Annotated in this window: 16 protein-coding genes; all 16 read left to right on the top strand. The window is 34.6% G+C overall.

The window, feature by feature from the left end:
* The first annotated feature begins 235 nt into the window (after positions 1 to 235).
* Positions 236 to 1,024: a CoB--CoM heterodisulfide reductase iron-sulfur subunit B family protein gene (locus K337_RS0106260; protein ID WP_028855854.1), complete on the top strand. Its 789-nt coding sequence runs from the start codon at positions 236 to 238 to the stop codon at positions 1,022 to 1,024.
* Between the two features lie 23 nt (positions 1,025 to 1,047).
* Positions 1,048 to 1,461 carry a 4Fe-4S dicluster domain-containing protein gene (locus K337_RS0106255; protein WP_028855853.1) on the top strand — a complete coding sequence of 138 codons (414 nt, stop codon included), beginning with the start codon at positions 1,048 to 1,050 and terminating at the stop codon, positions 1,459 to 1,461.
* 26 nt (positions 1,462 to 1,487) lie between these two features.
* Positions 1,488 to 3,470, top strand: a complete 1,983-nt coding sequence (locus tag K337_RS0106250) for a CoB--CoM heterodisulfide reductase iron-sulfur subunit A family protein (RefSeq protein WP_028855852.1) — start codon at positions 1,488 to 1,490, stop codon at positions 3,468 to 3,470.
* Positions 3,461 to 3,919 (top strand): hydrogenase iron-sulfur subunit, encoded by a 459-nt coding sequence (locus K337_RS0106245; RefSeq protein WP_028855851.1) that lies wholly within the window; start codon positions 3,461 to 3,463, stop codon positions 3,917 to 3,919. The genes K337_RS0106250 and K337_RS0106245 overlap by 10 nt, the downstream gene beginning before the upstream one ends.
* A complete protein-coding gene (locus tag K337_RS0106240) occupies positions 3,907 to 4,884 on the top strand; it encodes a 4Fe-4S dicluster domain-containing protein (RefSeq protein ID WP_028855850.1) in 978 nt (325 codons plus the stop codon). The genes K337_RS0106245 and K337_RS0106240 overlap by 13 nt, the downstream gene beginning before the upstream one ends.
* Positions 4,884 to 5,930, top strand: a complete 1,047-nt coding sequence (locus K337_RS0106235; protein ID WP_028855849.1) for a 4Fe-4S dicluster domain-containing protein — start codon at positions 4,884 to 4,886, stop codon at positions 5,928 to 5,930. Before K337_RS0106240 ends, K337_RS0106235 begins: the two co-directional genes overlap by 1 nt.
* A complete protein-coding gene (locus K337_RS0106230; RefSeq protein ID WP_028855848.1) occupies positions 5,920 to 6,759 on the top strand; it encodes an FAD/NAD(P)-binding protein in 840 nt (279 codons plus the stop codon). The genes K337_RS0106235 and K337_RS0106230 overlap by 11 nt, the downstream gene beginning before the upstream one ends.
* Positions 6,760 to 7,046: 287 nt before the next feature.
* Positions 7,047 to 7,727 (top strand): 4Fe-4S dicluster domain-containing protein, encoded by a 681-nt coding sequence (locus K337_RS0106225; RefSeq protein WP_028855847.1) that lies wholly within the window; start codon positions 7,047 to 7,049, stop codon positions 7,725 to 7,727.
* Positions 7,728 to 7,808: 81 nt separating this feature from the next.
* Positions 7,809 to 9,413, top strand: a complete 1,605-nt coding sequence (locus K337_RS0106220; RefSeq protein WP_028855846.1) for an FAD-dependent oxidoreductase — start codon at positions 7,809 to 7,811, stop codon at positions 9,411 to 9,413.
* Positions 9,414 to 9,740: 327 nt separating this feature from the next.
* The gene (locus K337_RS0106215) at positions 9,741 to 11,192 is read left to right on the top strand and encodes a 4-hydroxyphenylacetate 3-hydroxylase family protein (protein ID WP_028855845.1); all 1,452 of its coding nucleotides are present in this window, start codon (positions 9,741 to 9,743) and stop codon (positions 11,190 to 11,192) included.
* A gap of 73 nt (positions 11,193 to 11,265) precedes the next feature.
* Positions 11,266 to 11,547 (top strand): NifU family protein, encoded by a 282-nt coding sequence (locus K337_RS0106210; protein ID WP_028855844.1) that lies wholly within the window; start codon positions 11,266 to 11,268, stop codon positions 11,545 to 11,547.
* A gap of 33 nt (positions 11,548 to 11,580) precedes the next feature.
* Positions 11,581 to 12,882: an acetyl-CoA hydrolase/transferase family protein gene (locus tag K337_RS0106205; protein WP_028855843.1), complete on the top strand. Its 1,302-nt coding sequence runs from the start codon at positions 11,581 to 11,583 to the stop codon at positions 12,880 to 12,882.
* Positions 12,883 to 12,957: 75 nt separating this feature from the next.
* Complete coding sequence (locus K337_RS0106200) at positions 12,958 to 14,322, top strand: aspartate-alanine antiporter-like transporter (protein ID WP_028855842.1); 1,365 nt, start codon at positions 12,958 to 12,960, stop codon at positions 14,320 to 14,322.
* A gap of 128 nt (positions 14,323 to 14,450) precedes the next feature.
* Positions 14,451 to 15,950: a succinyl-CoA:acetate CoA-transferase ScpC gene (scpC, locus tag K337_RS0106195; protein WP_028855841.1), complete on the top strand. Its 1,500-nt coding sequence runs from the start codon at positions 14,451 to 14,453 to the stop codon at positions 15,948 to 15,950.
* 180 nt (positions 15,951 to 16,130) lie between these two features.
* Positions 16,131 to 17,501 carry an aldehyde dehydrogenase family protein gene (locus K337_RS0106190; RefSeq protein WP_028855840.1) on the top strand — a complete coding sequence of 457 codons (1,371 nt, stop codon included), beginning with the start codon at positions 16,131 to 16,133 and terminating at the stop codon, positions 17,499 to 17,501.
* A gap of 12 nt (positions 17,502 to 17,513) precedes the next feature.
* The gene (locus K337_RS0106185) at positions 17,514 to 18,632 is read left to right on the top strand and encodes a 4-hydroxybutyrate dehydrogenase (RefSeq protein ID WP_028855839.1); all 1,119 of its coding nucleotides are present in this window, start codon (positions 17,514 to 17,516) and stop codon (positions 18,630 to 18,632) included.
* Positions 18,633 to 18,784: the final 152 nt, after the last annotated feature.

The following is an 18,784-nucleotide window of genomic DNA, read 5'->3' as shown; positions in this document are numbered from 1 at the left end:
TTTTTCTGAGCTATATATATTATTAGATTTGTTTTTATAGTATTTTTTTAAATTTATTCTTATATTTTAGAATCATTATATGTTGATATAAACTTTTTCTAAAATCAAAAATTGATGTTATTATCAATTTTTTTTACAACCAACTTTGTTAAAAATTTAACAATATTATATTTGAAATAAAAAAAAGGGGGGTGAAGGTCTGTACCATTTATATCTTAAGGTACAGATTAAATAAATGAAATATAGCTATTATCCGGGATGTACCTTAAAAACAAAAGCACAAGAACTTGAAAAATTTGCTTTGGATTCAGCCAGCGAATTAGGGATTGAATTGATAGAACAAAAAGACTGGCAGTGCTGTGGTGCAGTATATCCAATGGGAGAAGATGAGATTGTTACAAAACTATCTTCCGTTAGGAGTCTTTCAGTAGCACAGGAACGGGGAGAAAAACTAGTGACTCTTTGCTCTGCCTGTCATCACGTTATTAAAAGAGTCAATAAAGATATGAAGGATAAAATTGAAGTCAGGGACAAGGTCAATAATTATCTCAAACTTGAAAATAATTACAATGGTGATGGAGAGGTCATTCATTTTTTAGAGATGATAAGGGATGATTATGGGTTTGATAAATTATCCGAAAAAGTAAAAGTGTCTCTCAATGACCGTAAAATAGGAGCTTATTATGGATGTCTCCTCCTCAGACCAGAGAAAGATATGAAGTTTGATGATTCGGAAAATCCTACTATCATTGAAAATTTTATAGATGCATTAGGAGGGAAGGCTATAAAATATCCTTACAGAACAGAATGTTGCGGTGGATATCTGGTAACCGAAAATAAATCTATAACAGAAGAAATGACAAATAATATTATAAAATCTGCTGTCACAAATGAAATTCAAGAGATCGTAACTGCATGTCCTCTATGTAAATATAATCTAGAGAATAGTCATGAAGCCAAGGTCAATAATATATCGGTTGTTTATTTTACAGAACTTTTAGCTGAAGCTTTAAATGTGAAATAATTATTTTTATTAGGAGGCGGAAAATGAGTAGAACAAAACATATTCCCGATAAATACGAAAAAGATATCTTACAAATAAAAAAAATAAGTAATGAGATGGTCAACGACTGCATGCAATGTGGAAAATGTACTGCAGGGTGCCCGGCAATTACAGAGATGGATATACTTCCTCATCAAATTTTAAGACACCTTCAATTAGGTCAGTTTGATAAAGTTATTCACAGTAAAACAATCTGGAGTTGTGCATCGTGTTTTACCTGTGCGGCTCGTTGCCCAAGAGGAGTTGATCTGGCTAAACTCATGGAAGCTATACGTCTTATTAGTTTGAGACAGAAAGGAAATGATAGATTGAAAGTTCAAAATATAGGGCAGTTAATGACAGATCAAAAAATGCCACAACAGGCTGTTGTAAGTGCACTTCGTAAATACAGTAAATAGATATTATCTTGCAAGGGGGTATAAAGTTGCGAAAAATTGGAGTTTTTGTATGCTGGTGCGGTTCAAATATAGCCGCTACTGTCGATGTAAAACAGGTTGTAGAAGAAGCAAAAAAAATGTCAGGAGTTGCATACGCTGCGGATTATCAGTATATGTGTTCTGAGATTGGGCAAAATATGATGAAGGAAGTTATAGATAAACACAACTTAGACCGGGTTGTAATCGCTGCATGTTCTCCTAGGATGCATGAAAATACATTTCGTAGAGCAGCAGAAGAAGCTGGAATAAACCCATACTTAGTAGAGATTGCTAATATAAGGGAGCAGTGCTCTTGGGTACATAAAGATAAAGAAGCTGGAACTGAAAAAGCTATAGCTCTTACAAGAGCAGCAGTGGCTAAAGCTACTTTGAATAGCGAGTTAGTTCCAGGAGAGATTGATGTAGTAAAAAAAGCACTGATAATTGGTGGTGGAATAGCTGGTATCCAATCTGCATTGGATATTGCAGATGCTGGATACAAGGTAGATATTGTAGAAAAAACGCCTAGTATCGGTGGGAAGATGGCTCAATTAGATAAAACGTTTCCTACTTTGGACTGTTCAGCATGTATCTTGACACCAAAAATGGTAGATGCTGCAAAACATCCAAACATAACACTTCACACCTATAGTGAAGTTGAAAAGATTAGTGGTTATGTAGGTAATTTTAATGTCCAAATAAAGAAAAAAGCCCGTTATATTGATATGGAAAAATGTACTGGATGTAGAATATGTACTGATAAATGTCCTTCTAAAAAAGCTAAAAGTGAATTTGAAGAGGGACTTAAAAATAGAGGTGCAGTCTATATTCCATTTGCACAAGCTGTTCCTAATGTACCGGTTATCGATACAGATGAATGTATTAAATTAAAAACAGGAAAGTGTGGTTTATGTGAAAAACTATGTCCTTCAGGAGCTATTAAATTTGATGATAAAGATGAAGTAATAACCGAAGAATATGGTGCCATAGTGGTAGCTAGTGGTTACGATATCATTGATTTAAATAAATTTGGAGAATATCAATATGATCATCCAGATGTAATTACATCTCTTGAATTTGAAAGAATTACAAATGCTGCCGGGCCGACAAATGGAAAGTTTTTACGTCCATCTGATGGAAAAAAACCAAAAAAAGTAGTATTTATACAATGTGTCGGTTCTAGAGATAAAACTGAAAGAGGTAAATCATATTGTTCAAAAATTTGTTGTATGTATACGGCTAAACATTCCATGTTGATAAAGGAAAAATATCCTGATATAGAAGCATATGTATTTTATATCGATGTACGTACTCCTGGAAAGAATTTTGATGAATTTCAAAGGAGAGCAGTAGAAAAATATGGAGTTCAATATATTAAAGGAATGGTTGGAAAAATTTTTCCTGAAGGAAAAAAACTTATGGTTCATGGAGTAGATACCATGAGTGGTGAAACCCTTGTGATCGATGCAGATATGGTTGTATTAGCGGCTGCCACAAAAGCTAAAAACGATGCTGTCGATCTAAAAAGAAAACTTAATATCAGTACCGATATTAATAACTTTTTTACAGAAGCTCATCCGAAACTTCGTCCTGTAGAAACAGCTTCAGCAGGAATATACCTAGCAGGTGCCTGTCAGGGACCTAAAGACATCCCTGAAACTGTAGCTCAATCAAGTGCTGCTGCTGCCAAAGTTATTGGTCTTTTAAATAAATCAAAACTTGTCAATAACCCTTGTGTCTCTGCAGTAGATGAATCTCTATGCAGTGGATGCCTTGCATGTACAAAAATGTGCCCATACGATGCTATCTCCTATAAAGATATAGAGGTTAATGATCATGGAAAAAAAATAAAAAAAGTAGTAGCTGATGTGAATGAAGCTCTCTGTCACGGGTGTGGAGGGTGTACCGTTACCTGCAGGCCTGGTGCAATAGACCTCAAAGGATTTACAAATAAACAGATCTTAGCGGAGGTAGATGCAATATGTCATTAAATACTAATGTCGCCAATAAAGATGAGGAGTTCAAGCCATTAATAGTCGCATTTTGCTGTAATTGGTGCAGCTATGCAGGTGCAGACCTGGCTGGAACTAGCAGATTAAACTATCCTGCTAACATAAAAATTATACGTGTTCCATGTTCTTGCAGAGTAAATATCAATTTTGTACTAAGAGCATTCCAAAATGGAGCTGATGGTGTAGTAATAGCCGGGTGTCATCCAGGAGATTGCCACTATTCTACAGGTAACTACCATACAAGACGTCGATTTTCACTTATAACAAATTTAACAGAATATATAGGGATAGAAAAAGAACGTTTTAAAGTCGATTGGATCTCGGCAGCAGAAGGAAATAAATTTGCAACTGTGATGAATGATATATTGGAAGATGTTTATAAACTTGGGCCAAATAAAAAGTTGAGGGATGCCAGATGGAAAATATAACTAAAAAAATCAGAGCTGTTGCAAAACAGGCTCTTATAAATAAAGAAGTAGACAAAATTTTAGGGTGGAAAAAAGGGGATCTATGGTCTGACTCGTATCCGGTATTTATCACTAAGCCAGAAGATACCGATACTTTGATCTGGGATTTATTCTGTATAAACAATCTCAGTAAATTTCTTATCAAGGAACTTTCAAAACATGACAAAATAGGAATTTTTCTTAAAGGCTGCGATTCAACTGCTTTTAACCAGCTTCTAAAAGATAACAGGATAAACAGGGACGATGTAGTCCTCTATGGAATCCCCTGCCAAGGGATGGTTGATCCTGAAAAAGTAAAAAAAATAATGTTAAACGATAGAGTCAGAGAGGTAAAAAAGTCTGAAAATGGCTTCACTTTAAGCAGTAAGAATAAGAGTAAGGATGTTTTAGAACGTGAGATAAAATATGATAAATGCATAACATGTATCTCTCCTAATCCAGTGGTTTATGACCATCTTTTAGGGGATGAAATCGAAAACAATGAAGATAAAGAGGACAGATTTAAGAGAGTTCAAGAGATCGAATCCATGTCCCCTGATGAACGTTACAATTTTTGGAAGGAAGAATTTCAAAGATGTATCAGATGTAATGCATGTCGTGATATCTGTCCTGCCTGCAGTTGTGTAAAGTGTATATTTGACAATGAAGATGCAGAAGTCTCTGGAAAAGCTAAGACAGAAGGGGAAGATACTTTTTTTCATATTGTAAGAGCTTACCATGTGGCAGGTCGTTGTGTAGATTGTGGTGAATGTGCAAGGGTCTGTCCTGAAGGGATTCCTCTTGATCTACTAAATCGAAAGATAATAAAAGATATAAGTGAGGTCTATGGTGAATTTAATGCTGGTATGGATTCTACAACTCCAGCACCACTGGTTACGTTTAAACTAGAAGATACAGATACATTTTCAAAAAAAGGAGGAAAATAATGAAAAAGATTTTAAAGACTAAATTGCCTGAATTGTGGCAAAAAATCAGTTCTGACTTCGATTTATTTCTTCCTATTGAAAAAAATAAAACACTTAATTTTTCCCTTTGGAAGGAGGATGAAAAAGTTAATCTAGACAGAGTAAGAACAAATGCTTCGTGTAAACATCTTGTTTTTCCTCAGACAGAAACTTATCTCAAATTTAAAAATCAAAATAACAAACTAAGCCTTAAAGCTGTAAAAGCTGTAGGAGATGAATATGTTATTTTTGGTGTAAGACCCTGTGATGTAAAGAGTTTTAAACTTTTAGATAATATATTTTTAAGAGAACCTATAGATACTTATTATAAAGAACATAGGGATAGAGGAACCATCATCTCTCTTGCCTGCTCTAATCCTGAAGATACTTGTTTTTGTACTTCTTTTGGAATAGATGCTGCATCAGTGCCTAAGGGGACAGACATAGCTGCATGGGATATAGGAGATTCTTATCTATGGAAACCTCAAAGTGAAAAAGGTCAAAAATTGATGGAAAATGTAAATGATTTTTTTACAGATACAGATGAAAAAGATATTCAAAATTTAGAAAAAGAAAAAAATAATATCCATGAAAAATTAGAAGATCTTCCATTCAATAATTTAGATCTTTCTAAGATAAAAGGAACCCAGCAGGAAATATTTGATAAGGAAGAGATATGGAATGAATTCAGTGAAAAGTGTCTTGCCTGTGGGACGTGCTCATACCTCTGTCCTACTTGTCACTGCTACGATCTCCAGGATTATAAGGGAAACGATCACGGTGAAAAATTTCGTTGCTGGGATTCTTGTATGTCCTCGGATTTTACACTTATGGCCCATGGAAATCCCAGAACCACCCAGATGCAGAGACTGAGACAGAGGTTTATGCATAAACTTGTCTATTATCCTAAGAATCATGAAGGAGATTATTCATGTGTAGGCTGTGGAAGATGTGTCGACAAATGCCCAGTACATATAGACATTGTAAAAATAATAAAAAAATTAGGCGGTGAAAATAATGAGTTGTAGTTGTCATGATCAAGATCCATTGATACCTCAAATAGCTGTTATAAAGGAGGTCAGAGTAGATACACATGATGTTACTACTTTTAAAATAGTTGATAGTTTTGGGAAAAAGCCTTTTGAATTTCTTCCTGGACAATGTGCTATGATCTCTATCCCCCCAATAGGAGAGGCTATTTTTTCAATAACTTCCTCTCCTACACAGGAGGAATATATAGAGTGCAGTATCAAAAAATGCGGTACTGTCACAGATTATTTACACGAGCTTGAACCTGGTTCTGAAGTTGGTGTAAGGGGTCCCTATGGAAACAATTTTCCTGTAGAAGATCTAAAAAATAAAGATTTAGTCTTTATAGGAGGAGGGATAGGACTGGCTCCTCTGCGTTCTGTAATTAATTATGTGATGGACAATAGGGGAGATTTTGGAAAGGTAGATATTGTTTATGGTGCCCGTACACCTGGAGATTTAGTGCATTCAAAGGATATCTTTGATGTCTGGCCAAATGAAAAAGAAACTGCGGTACACCTTACAGTAGATAATGTATCTGAAAATTGGAATGGACATGTAGGTTTTGTTCCTAACTTCGTAAAAACTTTAAATTTTGGCAGTAATAAGATCGCTTTGGTCTGCGGACCGCCTATCATGATAAAGTATACCCTTCAGGCATTGGAGGAGATGGGATTTAAAAAGGAACAGGTTTATACTACTTTGGAATTAAAGATGAAGTGCGGAATTGGAAAATGCGGACGTTGTAATATAGGGGATAAATACGTATGTAAAGATGGTCCTGTATTTAGATGTGATGAAATTATGGAACTTCCAAATGAATATTAATTAATTTATTTAATAATATCACTAAATAATTAAACTTTTGCAAAAATGTGAGTATTAAAAATCCTAGAGTTTGCCCGCCAGAGGCGGGCAAACAGCAATAATTTTTCTTTAAATCACATTTAAAATTAAGTTTTAAATATACTTAATTTTAATATTCGTGAATCTCAAAACACATTATTTAAAATAGAATTTTAAAGAAAGTAACAATTATATTTTAATATTATCGTTGGCTTTGTAAACGTGAAACATCAATGAATAATAAATAATAAATAGCAAGGGGGACATAGATGTCTGAAAAAAAAATGATCGATGTATATATATTTGGTAAAAAATACACAGTACCTTCTACTTTAACAATCATGGATTCTATGGAATATGCGGGATATCAATTAACTAAAGGCTGCGGATGCAGATCTGGATTCTGTGGTGCATGTTCTACTATCTACAGAGTCAAGGGAGATAAAGAATTAAAAATAGCCCTTGCATGCCAAACAAAGGTTGAAGATGGGATGTATTTTACACAGCTTCCATTTTTCCCAGGGGAAAAACCACTGTACGATATAGATAAATTTAAACCTACTATGGATACTATGGCAGAATTTTATCCTGAAATTTATAAGTGTATAGGGTGTAATTCATGCACAAATGGCTGCCCTCAAGATTTAAACGTTATGCAATATATTGCCCATGCCCAGAGGGGTGAATTTGAAAAATGTGCACATGAATCTTTTGACTGTGTATCATGCGGAATATGTGCATCCAGGTGCCCTGCAGGGATAACTCATTATAATGTAGCTCTTTTGGCACGGCGTCTTACAGGTAAATATATTGTTCCTAAAACAGAGCATTTAAACGATAGAGTAGCAGAGATAAAAGCCGGGGAACACGATGAATCACTGAAAGAAGTTATGGACAAAAATATCGAAGAATTAAAAGAATTATATAATTCTAGAGATATCAGTAAATAACTTATATTTACTGATATTGCAGGCCTTTAAAAACAAATAAAATTGTAAAGGAATAAACTAATATTCATGGGGAGGTATTTAATGTACACAGCAGAGATGAGGGAATTATCTAAAAAAGTAGAAGAGACGCGTTCCCAAAGAATTGGAATAAATTTTCCAAGGATGTCTCCAGAGGGTAAAATAGATGTTTTAAACGAAAATCATCCTGATTATAGCGATAAAGGGTTTATGTATTTGAAACATGGAGTCAATAAAGGAAATAGGGTTCCCAATGAATTAGGGGTTCTCTTAGAAGGTAAAAGTAAGCTTGAAAATCTTGAAATAAATCTAGATAAAATAGACTACGATACAGATATCCTGATCATAGGAGGAGGGGGAGCAGGTGCCGCTGCTGCACTAGAAGCCCACAAAAGAGGAGCCAAAGTATTGATTGCCACTAAACTACGTTTTGGTGATGCTAATACTATGATGGCTGAGGGAGGAATTCAAGCGGCAGATAAACCTAATGATTCTCCTGCAAAACACTATTTAGATGTCATGGGTGGAGGACATTATACCAATGTTCCTGAGCTTGCAAGCACTTTGGTAAAAGATGCTCCCTCTGCAATCAAATGGTTAGACGATCTAGGTGTAATGTTTGATAAGGAAAAAGATGGAACTATGATTACTAATCACGGTGGTGGTACTTCGAGAAAAAGAATGCATTCTGCAGCAGATTACAGTGGTGCCGAAATCATGCGTGTTATGAGAGATGAAGTTAAAAATAAAGAGATAGAGGTATTAGAATTCTCTCCAGTTATCGAACTACTCCTTGATAGCGATGGTAAAGCTGCAGGAGCAATTATCTGTGATCTTGAAACTAAGAGAAATTTTGTAGTTAGAGCAAAGACTGTAATAATGGCAACAGGTGGAGCTGGAAGACTTCATTATCAAGGATTCCCTACATCCAATCATTATGGTGCCACAGCTGACGGACTTGTGATGGGTTACAGGGTCGGAGCAGAGCTTGCATTTGCAGACACCATTCAATATCATCCTACCGGTGTAGCCTATCCCTCTCAAATTTTTGGGGCATTGGTTACAGAAAAAGTTCGTAGTTTAGGAGCTACGCCTCTAAATATCCACGGGGAACAGTTTGTATATCATCTGGAAACAAGAGATGTAGAAGCTTCCGCAATTATTAAAGAATGTAATATAAAAGGAAATGGTATTCCTACTCCTAGTGGCGGGTATGGTGTATGGCTGGATACTCCTCTCATTGAGATGATTCATGGGGAAGGTACAATTGAAAAAAAACTTCCTGCAATGATGAGAATGTATCTTAAATTTGGTTTAGATATGAGAAAAAAACCTATCTTAGTATACCCAACTCTTCACTATCAAAATGGCGGACTATTGATAGATAAAAATGGTCAGACAAAAATTAAAAACCTATATGTAGCCGGTGAATGTGCTGGAGGTATCCATGGAACTAACAGACTTATGGGAAACTCATTGCTGGATATAATTGTTTTTGGTCGAAGAGCCGGGATTCATGCTGGGGAAAATTTTAAAGATATAAAGATCAAAGATTTAACATTTGATCATGTAAAAAAATATCATAAAGACTTAAAAAATAATGGGATAGAGAGCAGAGAGTTTTCACCGATGATTCTTCCAACTTATAACCATGGAAGAGAAAGCTAAAAAAGCAATATGACTTTTGCATCCAAACAAGCACAATTTAAGTTTTTATAACTTTTTGTTTGATCTATAATTTTATCTCAAAATTTTATGTTCATATTGTAAATTAATAGTACTTTGGTATGCCCTCACAGGTATATTTTCTTAGATAGTAAAAAAAATTTAATTTTTTTATGAAAAACATTGATTTTTCTATTTTTATATAGTAAACATTATTAAGAAAAGATAAAAACTTCACAAAAAAGTAATTAATTAAACTTACATAACGCTTAAAAAATAACACATTAATTTTTTTATAATAGTACTAATTTTATTAGGAGGGGTTTAAAAATGGCATTAATGACAGGCGAAGAGTATATTCAAAGTTTAAAGAAAATGAAAACAAAAGTTTATTTGATGGGAGAGTTGGTTGAGAATTTTACGAATCATCCTATGATCAGACCTTCTATCAATTCAGTTGCAGCTACTTATGATTTAGCACATGAAGAGGAGCATCAAAATGTTATGACTGCTGTCTCAAATATTACAGGAGAGAGAGTCAATCGTTTCTGTCATCTTCATCAAAACACTGAAGATCTTAAAAATAAAGTTAAGATGCAGAGATTGTTAGGACAAAAAACAGCTTCATGTTTCCAAAGATGTGTAGGGATGGATGCTTTCAACTCTATCTTCAGTACAACATTTGAAATAGATGAAAAATACGGAACAACTTATCATGAAAGATTTAAAAAATATATGAAATTTGTTCAAGACAACGACCTTACAGTAGATGGAGCTATGACAGATCCTAAGGGAGACAGGGGATTAGCGCCTCACCAACAAGCAGATCTAGACCTTTATCTTCGTGTAGTAGAACAAAGGGAAGACGGAATTGTAGTAAGAGGAGCTAAAGCTCATCAAACTGGTGCTGTAAATTCCCATGAACATCTAATCATGCCTACTATTGCCATGGGTGAGAATGACAAAGATTATGCAGTTTCTTTCTCTATACCATCAGATGCTCCAGGAATATTAATGATCTACGGTAGACAATCATGTGACAGTAGAAAATTAGAGGGTGGACATGTAGATGTAGGAAATCCTAAATTTGGTGGACAGGAAGCATTGGTAGTATTCAATGATGTCTTCATTCCAAATGAAAGAATATACCTAAATGGAGAATATGAATTTGCCGGACTTCTTGTAGAAAGATTTGCAGGTTACCATAGACAGAGTTATGGAGGATGTAAGGTAGGAGTAGGAGATGCCCTTATTGGAGCAGCAGCACTTGCAGCAGAATATAATGGTGTTACCAGAGCTTCCCATGTAAAGGATAAACTTATTGAGATGACACATCTTAATGAAACACTATATGCATGTGGTCTTGCGTGTTCTACTGAGGGAGTTCCTACCAAGGCAGGAAATTACCAAATAGATCTTCTTTTAGCTAATGTCTGTAAACAAAATGTAACTAGATTCCCATATGAGATAGCCAGATTAGCTGAAGATATCGCAGGTGGATTAATGGTAACTATGCCTACAGATATAGACTTTAAACATCCTGTAATTGGTCAATACTGCAATAAATACTTTGCCGGAAACAGTAAAGTTCCTGTAGAAAATCGTCAAAAAGTACTTAGATTCATTGAAAACCTTACTTTAGGAGCATCTGCTGTAGGATATAGAACTGAATCAATGCATGGGGCAGGATCTCCTCAGGCTCAAAGAATTATGATCTCTAGACAAGGAAATATTGAAGGTAAAAAACAATTGGTTAAAGATCTTACAGGAATAAAAAAATAAGCAACATGACGTTGCACCCAAACAAAATAATAAAAGAGAGGCTTCGGCCTCTCTTCTAAATAAGGTGATTAAAATGCTGCAAAGAATAGAAAAAATTATATCAGATAAAGTAAGACCCTCTATAAGAGAGCATGGCGGTGACATTGAAATCATTTCAGTCCAAGATGAAATTTTAAAAATAAAATTACTAGGGAGCTGTGTAGGGTGTTACCACGCTAGTTCTACAACATCAGATTTTGTGAAAAAAATAATTCTTTTGGAAGATGTAGGAGTTAAAGATGTTGTCTTAGAAACCGGTGTTTCAGATGACCTCATAGAGATGGCTAAAAAACTTTTAGCTAAAAAAAATGTTTAAAAAATTATATATACAATAAAGGGAGTGAAATAGATGAACTGGAAAGAGCTGTATAAAGAAAAACTAGTATCTCCAGATGAAGCAATCTTAAATATAAATTCCAAAAACAGAGTAGTAGTAGCTCATGCATGTGCCGAACCAAAAATTTTAATAGATGCTTTAGTTAAAAATAAAGAAAAATTTGAAAATTTAGAGATTGTCCATATGGTTGCAATGGGAAAAGCTCAATATGTTAATGATGATATGAAAAAACACTTTGTTCATAATGCATTATTTGCAGGGGCTAGTACCAGAAAAGCAGTTCAAGACGGAAGAGCTGATTTTACTACATGTTATTTTCATGAAGTTCCCAAGTTATTTAGAGATGGTCATCTCCCAGTAGATGCCGCTTTAATACAAACAAGTCTTCCCGATGAACATGGAAACTGCAGTATGGGAATCTCCATTGATTATATCAAATCAGCTGCAGAAAATTCAAAACTTGTCATTGCTCAGGTAAATAAACATATGCCGAGAACCATGGGAGATTCTTTCATCCATATCTCAGACATAAATTATATTGTGGAACATTCTGAACCTCTTATTGAACTCAATCCTCCTAAAATAGGAGAAATTGAAAAAGCTATTGGAAAAAACTGTGCATCTCTTGTTGAAGATGGTTCTACCCTTCAGCTTGGGATCGGTGCTATTCCAGATGCAGCTCTATTGTTTTTAAAAGATAAGAAAGATTTAGGAATTCACTCTGAGATGATCTCCGATGGTGTCTTAGAACTAGTAAAATCTGGTGTCATAAACAATAAAGCTAAAAATTTTCATAAAGGAAAGATGGTTGTTACCTTTGTAATGGGAACCAAGGCACTCTATGATTATGTAGATAATAATCCTTTAGTTGAGTTTTATCCAGTGGATTATGTCAATGATCCGGTAATAATAGCTAGAAACGATAATATGGTCTCTATTAATTCATGTGTACAGCTAGACCTAACTGGTCAGGTCTGTTCAGAATCTATAGGATATAAACAAATAAGCGGTGTAGGTGGACAGGTGGACTTTGTCAGAGGAGCCACTATGAGTAAAGGTGGTAAATCAATTATTGCTATCCCTTCTACAGCTGCCAAAGGAAAAGTATCCCGTATAGTCTCAGTCTTAGATGAAGGTGCTGTAGTGACTACATCTAGAAATGACGTAGATTATATAGTAACTGAATATGGTGTTGCTAGACTTAAAGGTAAAACCATCAAAGAAAGAGGACGGGCATTGATAGATATTGCTCACCCTGATTTTAGGGAAGATCTCATTAAAAATTGGGAGGAAAGATATCACTGTAAATTCTAATTTTAGCTGAGGCAATTTGTCTCAGTAAAAATTAAATCATTAAAGTGAAAAAAATAACTTTTAAGGGGGATGTGTATGTTTGTATTTAAAAGTATTCATTGGTTAACTAATCCTTTCATTCTTATGTTTGTAACAATTTTTTTAGGGTTACTTTTAGGAAAACTATTAAAAATTGGAACCTCTGGAGCCTTGTTCTCTGGATTGGTAATAGGATGGCTCGTTGTAAAAATGGCCAATGCTTCAATAAATGCACAAGGACCTTACACCTCTACATTTAATTCTATGCTCAAGGTCAGCGTTATAGATAAAAAATTCTTTAGTTTATTTTTAATTCTTTTTGTAGGAGCAGTCGGACTTTTGGCTGCAGATAAAATTGCCATAATACTAAAAACATACGGCACAAAATTTATTGTGTTGGGGCTTCTCATTGTATTTATAGGAGCGGGGACAACTTATACACTTACTATCTTGAGTAATAAAGCAAACCCCTATGAAGTTTCAGGTGTTTATACCGGAGCTCTTACCAGTTCCCCTGGATTAGCTGCTGCTATTGAAACATCTAGAGAACACGCTAAGGAATGGACTGTAGACTATCCAACACTTAGTCATCACAACAAAGAGATAATGCTCAACATATTAAATTCTAATGGTACTCTCACACCAGAAAATACACCGACCTTATCTTCAGAGCAAGCAGACGAATTTATTATTGATGCGGAATCTGGAGTAGGTATAGGTCATGCTATCGGGTATCCATTTGGAGTTCTTATCGTTATCTTAGCGATGAAGCTCTTTCCTAAATTATTTAGATTAAACTTGGAAGAGGAACATCAGCAATTCCAAGATGAGATGAGAGAAGCAGAAAAACAAATAAATATTAAACATATAGAACCTGTAACATTTGATCTCGTCGCCTTTGCATTTGTCTGTGTCATGGGTTATACACTGGGGATGATAAAAATAAACCTTGGCTACTTAGGATACTTCAGTCTGGGATCTACAGGAGGGATTTTAGCGGCTTCCATCTTCTTAGGACATATCGGGAAATTAGGATTTATGACTTTTAGAATGGATAAAAAAATTCTTGGAGTAATCAGAGATATTGCTCTTACTTTTTTCCTCTCTATAGTTGGTTTAAGATATGGATTCGCGGCTATTGATTCTATAACAGGAGCTGGATTTTATCTGTCTATAGTTGCTATTCTAGTCGGTATATTCTCTATGTTTTCAGGTTTCCTTGTAGGGAAATACGTATTTAAAATTAACTGGATCATGCTTTCAGGAGCAATCTGCGGTGGTATGACTTCTACTCCTGGTCTTGGAGTTGCTGTAGATGTTATTGGTACCGATGATCCCGCAGCAGGATACGCTGCTACATATCCATTTGCTCTATTTGGAATGGTTTTATTCACAATTATTTTACATAAATTACCCATGTAACAGTCAGTTAAGCAGCTGATATTTTGCGATAATTAATCCTTGATAAGATTCAAATTTAACTTTTAAAGGCGTGCAATATTGCGAAAGATTAGTTAGATAAAATATTTTTTAATAAAGGGGTGTAATAAATGCAATCTAGAATTAGAAATGAAAAACTCAAAGAAAAAATTATGAATCCTATGGAAGCAGCTCAATTAATAAAAGATGGAATGGTTATCGGTACCAGTGGATTTACTCCTTCAGGTTATCCTAAGGTTGTCCCTCTTGCCCTTGCAGAGAGGGTGAAATCCACTAACGAAAAAATGAAATTAACACTTTACTCCGGTGCCTCCCTTGGACCAGAAGTAGATGGAGCATGGGCTGAAGCAGGGATTCTTGCCAAAAGACTTCCCTACCAGACAAATAAACAATTGAGACAGGATATAAACTGCGGAAAGGTAGAATATCTGGATATGCATCTCAGTCACTCATCTCAATATCTCAACTACGGTGTCTTACAAAAAGTTGATGTAGCTATCGTAGAAGCTATCGCTATAACAGAGGAAGGTAATATAATCCCTACAAGTGCAGTGGGGAATTCGCCGTCATTTATAAAGAATGCAGATAAGATCATCGTTGAAATAAGCTCAAAGCAGCCAGTAGAATTAGAAGGGATGTCAGATATATACATGCTTGAAAATCCCCCTATGAGAACTCACATTCCTATAAAAACTCCTGGTGACAGGATTGGAACACCGTTTATAGTGTGTGATAAAGATAAAATTGCAGCTGTGGTTTTTTCAGATATGGAAGACCATGTAAGAGACCTGGCACCAATTTCTGATGTGGATAGAGCTATCTCTAAAAATATTATTAATTTCTTAGAAAAAGAAGTTTCTTTAGGAAGATTAACTAAAAATCTACTTCCTCTACAATCTGGTGTAGGTAATGTTGCAAATGCTGTTCTTGCCGGACTCTGTGATTCTACTTTTGAAAATTTAGTCTGTTATACCGAGGTTATCCAGGATGCAATGCTTGAACTCATGCAGTGTGGAAAGATAAAAAAAGCATCTGCCTGTTCTATAAGTCCTTCTCCTAGAGGTCTTAAAGTATTCAGAGAAAATATCGATTTCTTTAAAGATAAAATTATTTTGAGACCATTAGAGATTTCAAACAGTCCTGAAATGGCTAGAAAATTAGGAGTAATTGCAATGAATACAGCTATCGAAGTAGATATCTACGGAAATGTAAATTCAACTCATATAATGGGATCGAAAATAATGAATGGTATCGGAGGATCTGGTGACTTTGCTAGAAATGCATATCTAACAATTTTTAGTACAAGCTCTATTGCAAAAGGTGGAAAAATTTCATCGATTGTACCTATGGTTTCCCATGTAGACCATACAGAACATGACACAATGATAATAGTTACAGAACAAGGTGTAGCTGACCTTCGTGGACTCAGTCCAAAAGAAAAAGCAAGATTAGTCATTGAAAATTGTGTCCATCCCGATTTCAAAGATCAAATGAGAGACTATTTTAACAGAGCGTGTGAAGTATGCCATAGCTGCCATACACCTCACATTTTAGAGGAAGCTCTTTCGTGGCATGCAAATTTCTTAGAAACAGGAACTATGAAAAAATAAAAACAACCATGATTTTATTTGAAATTATCAAAACACTTTATTTAAAATAGAATTTTAAAGGAAATAAGAATTATATCTTAATATTATTATGGGCTTTCTAAGCACGAAACATAAATTATTAAATTATTTTATAATTGTACAAAAATATAAAAGTAACTTATTTTTAGAGGAGGAACAAAAATGGATTCAAAAAACTACATCAACAACATGATTCAAAAAGCAACGGTAGCTCAAAGAGAATTAGCAACATACAGCCAAGAAGAGTTAGATGCCATAGTTAGAACAATTGGTAAAACTGTATATGATAATGCTGAAGAACTTGCAAGAATGGCTGTAGATGAAACTAGAATGGGTGTATATGAAGACAAAGTAGGAAAAAATAAAGGTAAATCTAAAAATATATGGCACAATTTAAAAGATAAAAAAAGTGTAGGAATAATAGAAAGAGATTTAGAAAAAAATCTTATCATGGTAGCTAAACCTGTTGGGATTGTTGGAGCAGTTACTCCTACAACAAATCCAATAGTAACACCTATGTGTAACGCTATGTTCGCTGTGAAAGGGGGAAATGCAATTATCGTAGCTCCACATCCTAGATCTAAAGGTTGTACTACTGAAACAGTTGCTAGAATCAATAATGCTTTAGTAGAAAATGGAATCAGATGTCCAAAGGATGCTATCCAAGTAATCACAGAACCATCTCTAGCTTATACAAACGAATTGATGGAAAAAGTAGATGTAGTTCTTGCAACTGGAGGAATGGGAATGGTTAAAGCTGCTTATTCAAGTGGAAAACCTTCATTTGGAGTAGGAGCAGGAAACGTTCAGGTAATTGTAGATAAAGGCGTTAATTACGATGATGCAGCAGCTAAAATTATAGCTGGTAGAAAATTTGATAACGGTATAATTTGTTCTGGTGAGCAGACAGTAATCGCTCCAAAATCAGAATATAATAAAGTTATAGATGCTATGGTTAAAAACGGAGCTCACTATATCGATAATCCTGCTGATATTCAAAAGTTTAGAGATACAATTTTTGAAGGTGGACATATGAATAAAGATGTTGTAGGACAGTCAGTTGCTAAAGTTGCAGAGATGGCAGGAGTAGCAGTTCCAAAAGAAGCAAAAGTTATACTTTTAAAAGCCAGTGGAATAGGAGCAGAAGATCTTCTTTGTAAAGAAAAAATGTGTCCTGTACTTTCAGCTTTTGAATATGATACTATTGAAGACGCAATTAATATTGCTCAAACAAACTTAGATCTTGAAGGAAAGGGACATACAGCATCTATCCATTCATTTAATTTAGAAAATATTGAATTAGCTGGAAACTTATTAACAGTAAGTAGATTAGTTGTAAATGCTTCCTCTTCAACAACTGCTGGAGGATCTATGTTAAACGGATTTGCTCCTACGACTACACTAGGTTGTGGAACTTGGGGAAATAATATTATTTCAGAAAATTTAGATTATAAACATTTAATCAATGTTTCTAGAATAGGTTTAATTAGAGAAGACGTTATAATTCCAACAGATGAACAAATCTGGGAATAGGAGGAGAAATAGATGAGACTTTTAAAAATACAACCAGAAATACATAAATTTGATAAATTTAAAGAGTTTGCTACAGAATTTAAAATAGGAAAGGGGGACTTACTTTTTACCCATGATTTCCTTTTTGATAACTATATGAAAGAGTTAAATTTAGAATCTGAAAATTTATTCTTCGAGTGCTTTGGCTTAGGAGAACCTTCTGATGAAACTATAAATTATATTATGGACGCTATCAGAGGGAAGGATATAAAAAGAGTTATCGCTGTAGGTGGAGGATCTGTCATAGATATCTCAAAATTATTGATATTAGAAGATACCAAAGATTGCCTTAATTATTTTGAAAAAACAGTTGAGATAAAAAAAGTAAGAGAATTAGTCATAGTACCTACAACTTGTGGAACAGGAAGTGAGGTAACAAATATCTCTATCTCTGAAATAAAATCTAAAAAAACTAAGATGGGATTAGCTGTAGATGAGCTTTACCCTGAAAGTGCAGTATTAATTCCGGAATTACTTATGAATTTACCATATAAATTCTTCGTAACAAGTTCAATAGATGCTTTGATCCATGCTATAGAAGCCTATGTGTCTCCAAAAGCAAATATGTATACTGAGATCTTCAGTGTCAAAGCAATTGAGATGATCCTGAAGGGATATATGGAAATTTTAGAACATGGAGAAGATCATAGAAAAGAGATCATAGAAGAATTTATGATAGGAAGTAACTATGCAGGAATAGCATTTGGAAATGCAGGAGTAGGAGCAGTTCATGCACTATCTTATCCTTTAGGAGGAGTGTATCATGTTCCCCATGGAGAAGCTAACTATCAGTTCTTCACAGAGGTATTTAAAACATACTTAGCTAAGGATCCAAATGGTAAGATCGCTGAAGTTAATAAAGTATTGGCTGATATTATGAATATCCCAGCTGGGGAAGATGTTTATGCAGGTTTATCAAATGTTTTAGACAAACTACTTTCTAGAAAACCACTCAAAGAATATGGGATGAAGGAAGAGGAAATTGAAGGATTTGCAGATGCAGTAATTGCAGGACAGCAAAGGCTTTTGGCCAACAACTATGTTCCTTTAGAAAGAACCGATATAATAAATATCTATAAAAATCTTTACTAAAAAATTTTTAAATTAAACCTCCCAGATTATTAGTTTGCCTCTCTAATAATCTGGGAGGTTTTTTAGTTTAAAATATATAATGCTACAGGTGATCCCAGTGCTAAAATAAATAGTAATGAAATAAAAAAAGGACTCTCCAGAGCCCAATTTTA

This window comes from Psychrilyobacter atlanticus DSM 19335 (genome assembly GCF_000426625.1).
GTDB classification, from domain to species: Bacteria; Fusobacteriota; Fusobacteriia; order Fusobacteriales; family Fusobacteriaceae; genus Psychrilyobacter; species Psychrilyobacter atlanticus.
This window is presented reverse-complemented; position numbering and strand designations above follow the sequence as displayed.

What these genes read in the sequence shown, in the direction of transcription:
- K337_RS0106260 (WP_028855854.1), top strand. Translation starts at nt 236, where the DNA reads ATGAAATATAGCTATTATCCGGGATGTACCTTAAAAACAAAAGCACAA.
- K337_RS0106255 (WP_028855853.1), top strand. Translation starts at nt 1,048, where the DNA reads ATGAGTAGAACAAAACATATTCCCGATAAATACGAAAAAGATATCTTA.
- K337_RS0106245 (WP_028855851.1), top strand. Translation starts at nt 3,461, where the DNA reads ATGTCATTAAATACTAATGTCGCCAATAAAGATGAGGAGTTCAAGCCA.
- K337_RS0106240 (WP_028855850.1), top strand. Translation starts at nt 3,907, where the DNA reads ATGGAAAATATAACTAAAAAAATCAGAGCTGTTGCAAAACAGGCTCTT.
- K337_RS0106235 (WP_028855849.1), top strand. Translation starts at nt 4,884, where the DNA reads ATGAAAAAGATTTTAAAGACTAAATTGCCTGAATTGTGGCAAAAAATC.
- K337_RS0106230 (WP_028855848.1), top strand. Translation starts at nt 5,920, where the DNA reads ATGAGTTGTAGTTGTCATGATCAAGATCCATTGATACCTCAAATAGCT.
- K337_RS0106225 (WP_028855847.1), top strand. Translation starts at nt 7,047, where the DNA reads ATGTCTGAAAAAAAAATGATCGATGTATATATATTTGGTAAAAAATAC.
- K337_RS0106220 (WP_028855846.1), top strand. Translation starts at nt 7,809, where the DNA reads ATGTACACAGCAGAGATGAGGGAATTATCTAAAAAAGTAGAAGAGACG.
- K337_RS0106215 (WP_028855845.1), top strand. Translation starts at nt 9,741, where the DNA reads ATGGCATTAATGACAGGCGAAGAGTATATTCAAAGTTTAAAGAAAATG.
- K337_RS0106210 (WP_028855844.1), top strand. Translation starts at nt 11,266, where the DNA reads ATGCTGCAAAGAATAGAAAAAATTATATCAGATAAAGTAAGACCCTCT.
- K337_RS0106205 (WP_028855843.1), top strand. Translation starts at nt 11,581, where the DNA reads ATGAACTGGAAAGAGCTGTATAAAGAAAAACTAGTATCTCCAGATGAA.
- K337_RS0106200 (WP_028855842.1), top strand. Translation starts at nt 12,958, where the DNA reads ATGTTTGTATTTAAAAGTATTCATTGGTTAACTAATCCTTTCATTCTT.
- scpC (WP_028855841.1), top strand. Translation starts at nt 14,451, where the DNA reads ATGCAATCTAGAATTAGAAATGAAAAACTCAAAGAAAAAATTATGAAT.
- K337_RS0106190 (WP_028855840.1), top strand. Translation starts at nt 16,131, where the DNA reads ATGGATTCAAAAAACTACATCAACAACATGATTCAAAAAGCAACGGTA.
- K337_RS0106185 (WP_028855839.1), top strand. Translation starts at nt 17,514, where the DNA reads ATGAGACTTTTAAAAATACAACCAGAAATACATAAATTTGATAAATTT.